Genomic DNA, 9,054 nt, shown 5'->3' on the forward strand with positions numbered 1-9,054 from the left:
CTCGGGGTGGGCGTGTCGGCTTGCGGCGCCAAGGCCGGCTCGTCGGCAGCAATCGGCGCCTCTTCGAGCTTTTCCGCCGCGTCGTTGAGTTGCGGCGCAAGCTCCGGCGCTGCGTCGTCCTGAGCGACCTGCAGCCCGATGATCGCCGGCGCTGCCCCCTCGGGCGCCGAAAACTGATGCGCCGGCGATGGCGCAGCGACCCCCAACGCCACGGCAAGGGCGGTGGCGGAGATGAAGCTATTGGCAATGACTCGACGCGGCATTTGTTGCCTCCCATTTCTAACGAAGTTCGCAGCAAAGGAGGATAATAGGGTAAACTCAACCACCATGCGGATATTTACGCGCAAAGTTTTTCTGTTCCACTGGGTCGCAGCGCTGCTGCTGATCTGTATCACTGCTCCGGGCCATACCGCTAGCGCAGCAGAGCCGTTGGTCGACGCCGCCTGGGCGATCTCCCATATCGACAGCGAAAATGTCCGCTTTCTCGACATCCGTGGTGACGGCGCCGAGGACTTCGCCGCCGCGCATATTCCGGGCGCCGTGTTCAGCAATTATTTCCGCGCCGGCTGGCGCGTCACCGGCGCCGACGGCACACCCGGCATGCTGCCGCCGGTGGCCGATCTAGAAACTCTGGTCGGCGGGCTGGGGATTGCCAATACCAGCCATGTCGTCATCGTGGCGCGCGGAATGAGCGCTGCCGAGATGGCCGGCGCGGCGCGCGTTTTTTGGACCTTCAAGGTGCTCGGCCACGATGCCGTGTCGATCCTCGATGGCGGGATGAAAGCCTATATGGCGCTGCCCGCGCCGCCGGTCGAAAGCGGCCAGGCGCGCTCAGAAACCCGGCCGTTCAAGGCATCATTTCGCCCTGATTTGATCGCCAGCAAGGCTGAAGTTATCGCCGCTCAGGAAAGTGGTGGCCTGCTGCTTGATCTCCGGCCGGAGAGCCAATATTCAGGCGCACGCGGGCCCGGCTCAGTGCGCCGCAAAGGCACCATCGCCAGCGCGCGCAATTTACCGCTCAACCGCTTGACCGAGGGCGGCTCGTTTAAGACTGAGGTGGCCCTGGCCGAGCTATTTTCGGCGGTGGATGCGGCCCAAGGCGAGCCGATTACCTGTTTTTGCAATACCGGCCACATGGCATCGCTCGGCTGGTTCGTGGCGCATGAATTGCTCGGCAATAAAGCGGCGCGGCTCTATGACGGCTCGATGGCGGAATGGAGCGCTGATCTGGAGCGCGGCGTGGTTACCGGCGAGACCGGCGGCTAGAGCAAATCGCGAGCAGGTGGAATCACCTGCGACGACGCATTTGCTTGAATCAAGAAGCGATAGGGCAATTCGTGTGAACGCAAGTGAAGGTGAAATGCTCTATCGCGCGGCCGACCAGCCTTCTGCGTCGGTCAGATAGGCACGGACCTCGGAGATCGCCGCCACCGACGCCACGCCGTTCTCCTGGGCCATCTCCAGCAACGTCTCCATATCGCAGAGAACGCTTAGGCTGAGACCCAATTGATCTAGCGCCGGCCGGGCGGCGTCGGTCATTCGCGCAAACACCACCGAGGCATGGTCAACGGTGGCGCCGGCGGCGCGCAAGGCGTTGGTAAACAGCGCGATACTGGTGGCTGAGGTAATCAGGTCCTCGACCAGCACGACTTTACGGCCGGCCACTTCGGCGCCCTCGATTTGCCCGCCGGTGCCATGGCTTTTCGGCTGCGGGCGGACATAGGTCAGCGGCAGGCCAAGCCGGTCAGCCACCATCGTGGCGAACGGCACGCCAGCGGTGACGCCACCGGCAACAATATCGCCGCCGCGTGTGGCAACATCCGCCGCCAAGGCATCGGCGATATCGGCGCGCGCCCGGGCATGGCCGAGGATAAGCCGGCAGTTAACGTAAATCGGTGCGAGCAGCCCGGAAGTGAGGCGAAAGGGCTCATTGGGGCGGATTAAGAATGCGCCCGCATCGAGCAGCGCCCGGGCGGTAATGTGAGAAGCATTGTCGCTCATGACATCACTGAATAATCTAGCCGCATGACCGATGCAATGGACAAACGTACGCGCATCTTCTGCGCTCTCGACAGTGCCGACCTCGAAACCGTGCGCAGCTTGGCGCAATCGATTGCTGGCGCAGTGGATGGGCTCAAGCTTGGCTTGGAATTTTTTACCGCCCAAGGGCCGGACGGCGTCCGCGAGGTCGCCAAACTGGGATTGCCGATCTTCCTCGATATGAAGCTGCATGACATCCCCAATACCGTGGCCGGCGCCATCCGCAGCCTGGCGCCATTAGCGCCCTATTATTTGACCCTCCATGCCAGCGGCGGCGAAGACATGCTGCGCGCCGCGCGCGCGATGGCGCATGAAGAAGCCGCGCGCCTCTCGCTGGCGCCGCCCCGTCTGCTGGCGGTGACCGTGCTGACCAGCCTCGACGAAGGCGATCTGGCGCAGCAGGGCGTGGCTGGGTCCACGCGCGAACAAGTAGTGCGCCTGGCCGAGCTGGCGCGGCGCGCCGAGATCGACGGTATTGTCTCCAGTCCGCGCGAGATCGAGGCGATTCGTGCCGCCTGCGGCGCGGGCTTCGATATTGTCGTGCCCGGCATCCGTCCCGGAGGCGGCGGCGCACAGGATCAGAAGCGCGTCATGACGCCGGGCGAGGCGGTGCGCGCCGGTGCCAGCGCGTTGGTTATCGGCCGCCCGATCACCGGCGCGGCAGACCCCGCCCTGGCGGCGGCGCAAATCCGCGCGGAAGTCGACGCCGCCTAGGCCGTAACGTCGAAACTCTGGGACAAGATTTCCCCGGCCTCGGCGAAGCGAGCTGCGGGGACCAGCACATAGTCAGTCTCGAATGTGGAGAGCGCGAAAATCGGGATTTTCGCTGCGCCAAGCGGGCCGGCGATGGCGGCGAGAATTCCGGTTTGCGAAAAATCCAGCGGCCCCGCCACTTTGAAGGCGCGTAATCCGCGCTCAGCCGGCACCGCCGCCGGCACGTCCTCTTCCGCGCAGAGCAACGACAATTCGTCCGCCGTCCGGCAGGCGGCAGCCAGAGGTGCTGCGAGCGAAAACCATGCCGGCAGCGCCGCCTCGGCGTCAAGGCGAACCACACAATAGTGCCCGGGCAACGCCGACAGGCTGAGCGTCATGCGTCGACGCCCACAGCTTGCTCGATATGATCGAAATTATCGGCCTGCAAACGCTGGGCGAGACCCGCATTGATTTCCGCGATCAAACGCGGGCCGCGATAAATGAATCCGGTATAGAGCTGGAGCAAGGAAGCGCCGGCCCGAATGCGGGCATAGGCGTCCTCTGCCGAAGCAATGCCGCCGACGCCGACCAACGGCAGGCGGCCTTCGCTCAGGCCATATACTTCGCGCATCATGCGGAGCGCCGGCGCACATAGCGGCGCACCGCTCAAGCCGCCTTGCTCGTTCCGGGTGGGCGAGCGGAGTTCTGCCGGGCGCGCTAGGGTGGTGTTGCAGAGAATCAATCCGGCGATGCCGAATTCCAAAGCAGCGTGCACGCTTTGGGCCAGCGCCGCGCCTTGAAGCTCGGGCGCAAGCTTGAGCAACAGTGGCACCGGCGTCTGCATACCGGCTACGGTTTCGCTTACTCGCCCAAGTAGAGACCGCAAGGCTTCACCTTCCTGCAAACTGCGCAGGCCCGGTGTATTGGGTGAGGACAGATTGAGCGTGACGTAATCCGCGAGCGGCGCCATCCGTGCCAGGCAACGGACGTAATCCTCGGTGAAATTCTCAGCTTCACGGTTGGCGCCGATATTAATGCCGAGCGGCCCCGTAACGACGGCGCTTGCGCGAGCCCGCGCGACATTGCCAGCGAACATGTCGAGGCCAGCGCCATTGAACCCCATACGGTTTATCAAGGCGCCATCGGCAGCAAGCCGGAATAGGCGCGGGCGTGGATTTCCGGCTTGCGGGTGCGGCGTCACCGTGCCTGCCTCGACGAACGCGAAGCCGAGCCGATAGAGTCCGCCCAAGGCGGCCGCATCCTTGTCGAAACCGGCGGCAAGGCCGAGCGGTGAGGAGAATTCGAGCCCCCATCGCTTGACTCGCAAGGCGGCTAAAAGCGGGCCGCGCGCCGCCGGCGTCAAGCCGTGGCGCAGCAGGCTCAATGCCATGCTATGCGCCGTTTCCGGCGGCAAACCACGCAGCATGGCGGTGCCTATGTCAGCAAGGAAAAACATGAATTGTCCGACGCTGGATAGCGCCATCCGTCGGTCCCGTCAAACAGATAGGTCATACCACTTAATTCACACTTCTTTAGTTTAGTACCGATATTATTTTCAAAACCACAACTAATATAGATATGACTTTCGCATTAGATTGCGTTGCAGAAGACTAAGACTATGGCATAGGAGGCCGTATGTTTAACTGGGGAAATACTGTTGCTTGGCGGCTTGTAATACCGGTTCCGGTCATTCTTATCGTCATTATCGTCGGCGCTTGGTTCGTCGTGCCGGTTTGGGTCACCGACAACACGCGCGATGCCGCCGTTGAATCCGCGGTCCGTACGGCCAAGCAGTTCAAAACCATACGCGGCTATTACACCAAGAGTGTCGTCAAAAAAGCATTGGCCAATGGCAATCTGAAGCCCTCCTTTAACCATAAGACCGAGCCGGACACGATTCCTCTGCCGGCAACCTTTATTCACGATATAAGCGAATTGTTGAGCGAAGAAGACACCAGAATCGCGCTCTACAGTGCCTATCCATTTCCGCTCCGCAAAGAGCGCCAGCTCGACGAATTTCAACGCGAAGCCTGGACGCAGCTCAACGCGAATCCGACAAGCGTGTTTTCGCGCCAAGAAACCCGTGGCGGTGTGGAGGTGGTGCGCGTTGCCATCGCCGATACCATGGTCGCGGACGGCTGTGTGAATTGCCACAACAGTCACCCGGACTCGCCGAAGATCGATTGGAAACTCGGCGATGTGCGCGGCGTCCTGCAAGTCGATACCGTAATCGGCGCACAGGTCGCGGCGGGTGAAAGATTGAGCGACAACCTTGTTATCGCACTGTCCATCGCCGCAGCGATCCTGGTACTGATCGCCGTTTTCATCGCACGCGGCGTGACCGGGCCGCTTGCCACCATCACCCGGGCGATCAAACAGCTTGCCAGCGGCGATACCGATATCGAAATTCCAAGGCGTACCCGCCGCGACGAAGTGGGCGCGATCACCGACGCCGTACAAATTCTTAAAGACAACGCGGTTGAAATGGAGGGCATGCGTGAGGCGCAAGAAGCCAGCCGCGCCAAAGCCGAAGAGGAAAAGCACCAATCCATGTTGACGATCGCCGATTCGTTCGAAAAATCTCTCGGCAGCGTGGCGAACTGTGTGACCTCGGCTGCCTCCGAAATGGAAATCACCTCGCGCGCCATGAGCCGGACGACCAGCGCCGCGGGCGATAAGAGCGATGCAGTGGCGGAAGCCGCGTTGCAAGCGAATTCCGGCGTGCATTCGACGGCCAGCGCCGCCGTGCAACTCGCCGCCTCATTCGTTGAAATTTCTCGCCAGGTCGAGAGTTCCCGCTCCATCGCCCGCAACGCGGTGGATCAAATCACCCGCACCAACGAGACCGTGCAAGGTCTCTCCAATGCGGGGCGGTCGATCGGCGAAGTGGTAAGCTTGATCAGCGACATCGCCGAACAGACCAATTTGCTCGCCCTCAACGCCACCATCGAGGCGGCACGCGCCGGCGAAGCGGGCAGAGGCTTTGCTGTGGTGGCGAGCGAAGTGAAAACTCTCGCCGGTCAAACCGCCCGCGCCACCGATGATATCTCCACCCAGATATCCTCCATCCAGAAAATTACCGGCGAAGCTGTCGTGGCGATCGAAACCGTCGGCGATACGGTCCATCAAATTCACGAGATCACCGCCTCGATCTCGGCGGCGGTCGATCAGCAACGCACCGCCACCGGCGATATTTCCGACGGCGTTCAGAACGTCGCGGCCGAGACGGAGTGCGTCACCAGCAACATCAACGACGTCCGCGATACTGTGAACGAAGCCGGCGCCGCGGCGAGCGACATGAACAGGGCGGCGGCCGAAGTTTCCGAGCAGGCGGAGACGCTCCGCCGCGAGCTCGACAGCATGATCTTGGAAATTCGTTCAGCTTAACGGCGATTCCGGCTCGGCGTCGCCGAGATAGGCGCGGTTCCAGGTTGGGCTAAGGAGTATTTCGTTGATGCACACGCCGGCGGGCATGCGGGCGACGAAGAGAATTGTTTCGGCAAGGTTTTCTGGCTTGAGCATGCGCGCCTTGACCGCGTCGGGCACCGGCTCGGCGCGCTTGTCGATCAGCGGGGTCAGCACTTCGGCCGGGCAAATGGCGCAGGCGCGGATGCCGTTCCGCCCCTCCTCCATATTAATATTGGTGGTGAAGGCCATCATCGCCCGTTTGGACGCGGTGTAGGCGACACCGCCGATGGCCGAATCATAGCGCCCGGCCCAGGATGAGATATTGATGATCAGACCATCGCGCTGGCGGCGCATCTGCGGCAGCACCGCAGCGATACAATGAACCGCACCCTTGATATCGACATCTATAAGATTTTCCCAACTGGCCGCTTCATAATCCGCCCAGGCGCGGTTAGGCACGTTGATGGCGGCGCTGTTGAGCATGATATCGAGGCGCCCGAAGCGGGTGATGAGGGTTTCACCGAGCGCGCGGACCGCCGCGCCATCAGCGATATCGAGCGGCTCGCAATGAGCTTCGCCGCCGGCCGCGCGGATGCGCGCCGCCACCGCTTCCAGCGGCTCGGGCCGGCGGCCGGACAAGATCACCCGCGCACCGGCACCGGCCAGCGCTTCCGCGCCCGCCGCGCCGATACCGCTGCCTGAGCCAATAGCCCAGACCACTTTGTTGTTTAGTTCATCCACGCCAGACCTGCCTTTTCGTTTTGATTGCCGCGAAATATAGCCCCACAATCACCGGCGAACGGATTGCGGTTTTTCGAACAATATTATTGCGCGTTGAGCCGATGGATAGAATCTCACATATTGTAGCCGTACGTTGGATTTTATCCGCCGGGGAGAATGGGCTGTGATTCGCGCCTGCGATGGAGCTGATTTTCATGCGCTTCTGGCGCTGATCAACGCTGCCGCCGAAGCCTATCGCGGCATCATCCCGGCCGATCGCTGGAAAGAGCCGTACATGCCAGCGCAAGAACTCGCCGATGAAATTGCCGCTGGCATCCGGTTTCACGGCTTCGAGGGCGCGGAGGTGCCGGGGAGCGTACTGCAAGGCGTGATGGGGGTGCAGGATGTACAAGACGTGACCCTGATCCGCCATGCCTATGTCGATCCTGCGGCCCAGCGCCAAGGCATCGGCGCTGCTTTATTGGCGAGTTGCAGCGAATTGGCCGAACGGCCGCTCCTAATCGGCACGTGGGCCGCCGCCGCTTGGGCCATCGGTTTTTACGAAAAACACGGGTTCCAAAGAACCAGCCCGGCGGACAAAGACCGCCTGCTGCGCAGCTATTGGACGATCCCAGAACGCCAGATCGAGACTTCGGTAGTGCTTGCCGATGCGCGCTGGTTCGAGGCGAATGCGGCATGAGAGCACTCTTACAACGGGTGCGCGAGGCGCGCGTCGAAGTTGGCGAGCGCGTCATCGGCGAAATTGGCTACGGCCTCCTGATATTTATCTGCGCGGTTGAGGGCGACAGCGAAGTGGAAGCGGAATTGCTGGCGCGCAAGATCGGGAAATTGCGCATCCTGCGTGACGAACAGGGCAAGATGAACCGCTCGATATTGGATGCGGGCGGCGAAGTGCTGGTGGTGAGCCAATTTACCCTGGCCGCCGATCTCAGCCGTGGCAACCGACCGGGATTCTCGCGCGCTGCAGCACCCGATGTGGGACGCGAACTCTATGAGCGCTTTTGCCAGCTTCTCACGGCCCAAGGTATCACCGTTGAGACCGGCGAATTCGGTGCCGAGATGGCGGTGAGTCTAATCAATGACGGCCCAGTGACAATTTGGATGGACAGCAGCGATTGGGCCAAAGGCCCATAGCTGTTTGAAACAGAGGAAATATAGCGAATGTATATTGCGATGAACCGATTCCGGGTGACGCTCGGCCGCGAGGGAGATTTTGAGGAGATGTGGTTGAACCGTGATTCTCATTTGGCGGGCGTGCCGGGCTTCATCGAGTTCAAGCTTCTGAAGGGGCCAGAGCGCCAAGACCATCGGCTCTATTCATCTCATTCCGTCTGGGCCTCAGAAGTGGAATTCGAAGCCTGGACCACATCCGACGCTTTTCGCAAAGCCCATCAAGGGGCCAAATCGAGAGAAGGCATGTATCTCGGCCCGCCTAATTTCGAGGGCTTCGAGGTTCTGCAGAAGGTTTAACGAGCGGAGTAGAGGAAAATAAATAATGAGCAACGAAGGCAGCAAGAGCAGCTATATGACGAGAAAGCGCGGTCTCGGCATGCCCGGCCTACGGGGTCTCGACCACTACGGCATGACGGTGCCTGATGTGGAAACGGCGGTGGATTTCTTCTGCGATGTGCTGGGTTGCGAGGAGCTGTACAAGCTCGGCACTTTCAAGATGGAAGAAGGTGAGTGGATGACCGAGCGTCTCAATGTCCACGCCCGCGCTGAGATCGTCAACATACGGATGATCTGCTGCGGTCGGGGCGGAAATATCGAATTGTTCGAGTATGCCGCGCCCGACAAGAACCACGCGCAGCCACGCAATTCAGACAATGCCGGTCATCATCTGTGCTTTTACGTCGATGATATTTTTGCTGCCGTCGATTATCTAAAGAGCCATGGCGTGCAAATTTTGGGCGAGCCGTCGCTCAACAGCGGCGCCGAGGCGGGCGAATATTGGTGCTATTTCCTCACCCCTTGGGGTTCCCAGCTCGAACTGGTGAGCTTTCCGGCGGGCCGTGGCTATGAGCAGCATACGACCAAGCGCCTGTGGGATGTTCGCGACCCGCGTGCCTGATAGTTTTTTTGTTTTGTCGCTCTTTGTTTGGTCCCTCAAGCGCCGGGCGGGGGCGTCCGCCCCCTTGGCTACCTCGTATTAACTCGGGCGCGCGGTCGCGC

At 61.2% G+C, this 9,054-nt stretch carries 12 protein-coding genes; 7 read left to right on the plus strand and 5 right to left on the minus strand.

What is annotated here, in order from left to right:
• Positions 1 to 263, minus strand: a 263-nt coding sequence (locus O3A94_16685) for a hypothetical protein (protein ID MDA1357888.1), incomplete at its 3' end; no start/stop codon positions are given.
• Positions 264 to 327: 64 nt separating this feature from the next.
• Here O3A94_16685 and O3A94_16690 point away from each other — a divergent pair.
• Positions 328 to 1,266 carry a sulfurtransferase gene (locus O3A94_16690; GenBank protein MDA1357889.1) on the plus strand — a complete coding sequence of 313 codons (939 nt, stop codon included), beginning with the start codon at positions 328 to 330 and terminating at the stop codon, positions 1,264 to 1,266.
• Positions 1,267 to 1,365: 99 nt separating this feature from the next.
• Here O3A94_16690 and O3A94_16695 read toward each other — a convergent pair whose 3' ends face one another.
• Positions 1,366 to 2,001, minus strand: coding sequence for an orotate phosphoribosyltransferase (locus tag O3A94_16695; protein ID MDA1357890.1), 636 nt, complete (start codon positions 1,999 to 2,001; stop codon positions 1,366 to 1,368).
• A gap of 24 nt (positions 2,002 to 2,025) precedes the next feature.
• On the opposite strand from O3A94_16695, the gene pyrF reads away from it, so the two are divergent.
• Complete coding sequence (gene pyrF, locus O3A94_16700; GenBank protein MDA1357891.1) at positions 2,026 to 2,754, plus strand: orotidine-5'-phosphate decarboxylase; 729 nt, start codon at positions 2,026 to 2,028, stop codon at positions 2,752 to 2,754.
• Here the strand turns inward: pyrF and O3A94_16705 are convergent.
• Positions 2,751 to 3,131: an ACT domain-containing protein gene (locus O3A94_16705; GenBank protein ID MDA1357892.1), complete on the minus strand. Its 381-nt coding sequence runs from the start codon at positions 3,129 to 3,131 to the stop codon at positions 2,751 to 2,753. The two genes, pyrF and O3A94_16705, sit on opposite strands and share 4 nt — an antisense overlap.
• Complete coding sequence (locus O3A94_16710) at positions 3,128 to 4,216, minus strand: quinone-dependent dihydroorotate dehydrogenase (protein MDA1357893.1); 1,089 nt, start codon at positions 4,214 to 4,216, stop codon at positions 3,128 to 3,130. Before O3A94_16710 ends, O3A94_16705 begins: the two co-directional genes overlap by 4 nt.
• A 152-nt stretch (positions 4,217 to 4,368) precedes the next feature.
• Between O3A94_16710 and O3A94_16715 the strand changes: the two genes are divergently transcribed.
• Positions 4,369 to 6,120, plus strand: a complete 1,752-nt coding sequence (locus O3A94_16715) for a methyl-accepting chemotaxis protein (GenBank protein ID MDA1357894.1) — start codon at positions 4,369 to 4,371, stop codon at positions 6,118 to 6,120.
• Here O3A94_16715 and O3A94_16720 read toward each other — a convergent pair.
• The gene (locus O3A94_16720; GenBank protein ID MDA1357895.1) at positions 6,112 to 6,882 is read right to left on the minus strand and encodes an SDR family NAD(P)-dependent oxidoreductase; all 771 of its coding nucleotides are present in this window, start codon (positions 6,880 to 6,882) and stop codon (positions 6,112 to 6,114) included. The genes O3A94_16715 and O3A94_16720 overlap by 9 nt on opposite strands.
• Positions 6,883 to 7,045: 163 nt before the next feature.
• Here O3A94_16720 and O3A94_16725 point away from each other — a divergent pair, with 163 nt between their 5' ends.
• From O3A94_16725 to O3A94_16740, 4 genes are read left to right on the plus strand one after another with little or no spacing between them, the layout of a single operon-like run.
• Positions 7,046 to 7,561, plus strand: coding sequence for a GNAT family N-acetyltransferase (locus O3A94_16725; GenBank protein ID MDA1357896.1), 516 nt, complete (start codon positions 7,046 to 7,048; stop codon positions 7,559 to 7,561).
• Positions 7,558 to 8,016: a D-aminoacyl-tRNA deacylase gene (gene dtd / locus O3A94_16730; protein ID MDA1357897.1), complete on the plus strand. Its 459-nt coding sequence runs from the start codon at positions 7,558 to 7,560 to the stop codon at positions 8,014 to 8,016. Before O3A94_16725 ends, dtd begins: the two co-directional genes overlap by 4 nt.
• Positions 8,017 to 8,043: 27 nt before the next feature.
• The gene (locus O3A94_16735) at positions 8,044 to 8,352 is read left to right on the plus strand and encodes an antibiotic biosynthesis monooxygenase (protein ID MDA1357898.1); all 309 of its coding nucleotides are present in this window, start codon (positions 8,044 to 8,046) and stop codon (positions 8,350 to 8,352) included.
• 25 nt (positions 8,353 to 8,377) lie between these two features.
• Positions 8,378 to 8,953 carry a VOC family protein gene (locus tag O3A94_16740; GenBank protein ID MDA1357899.1) on the plus strand — a complete coding sequence of 192 codons (576 nt, stop codon included), beginning with the start codon at positions 8,378 to 8,380 and terminating at the stop codon, positions 8,951 to 8,953.
• The last annotated feature ends 101 nt before the right edge of the window (positions 8,954 to 9,054 follow it).

Source organism: Pseudomonadota bacterium (genome assembly GCA_027624955.1).
Taxonomy (GTDB): domain Bacteria; phylum Pseudomonadota; class Alphaproteobacteria; order UBA828; family UBA828; genus PTKB01.

Bases quoted from the DNA above. Each gene is read 5' to 3' on its own strand.
- O3A94_16690 (MDA1357889.1), top strand. From the start codon at position 328: ATGCGGATATTTACGCGCAAAGTTTTTCTGTTCCACTGGGTCGCAGCG.
- O3A94_16695 (MDA1357890.1), bottom strand. From the start codon at position 2,001: ATGAGCGACAATGCTTCTCACATTACCGCCCGGGCGCTGCTCGATGCG.
- pyrF (MDA1357891.1), top strand. From the start codon at position 2,026: ATGACCGATGCAATGGACAAACGTACGCGCATCTTCTGCGCTCTCGAC.
- O3A94_16705 (MDA1357892.1), bottom strand. From the start codon at position 3,131: ATGACGCTCAGCCTGTCGGCGTTGCCCGGGCACTATTGTGTGGTTCGC.
- O3A94_16710 (MDA1357893.1), bottom strand. From the start codon at position 4,216: ATGGCGCTATCCAGCGTCGGACAATTCATGTTTTTCCTTGCTGACATA.
- O3A94_16715 (MDA1357894.1), top strand. From the start codon at position 4,369: ATGTTTAACTGGGGAAATACTGTTGCTTGGCGGCTTGTAATACCGGTT.
- dtd (MDA1357897.1), top strand. From the start codon at position 7,558: ATGAGAGCACTCTTACAACGGGTGCGCGAGGCGCGCGTCGAAGTTGGC.
- O3A94_16735 (MDA1357898.1), top strand. From the start codon at position 8,044: ATGTATATTGCGATGAACCGATTCCGGGTGACGCTCGGCCGCGAGGGA.
- O3A94_16740 (MDA1357899.1), top strand. From the start codon at position 8,378: ATGAGCAACGAAGGCAGCAAGAGCAGCTATATGACGAGAAAGCGCGGT.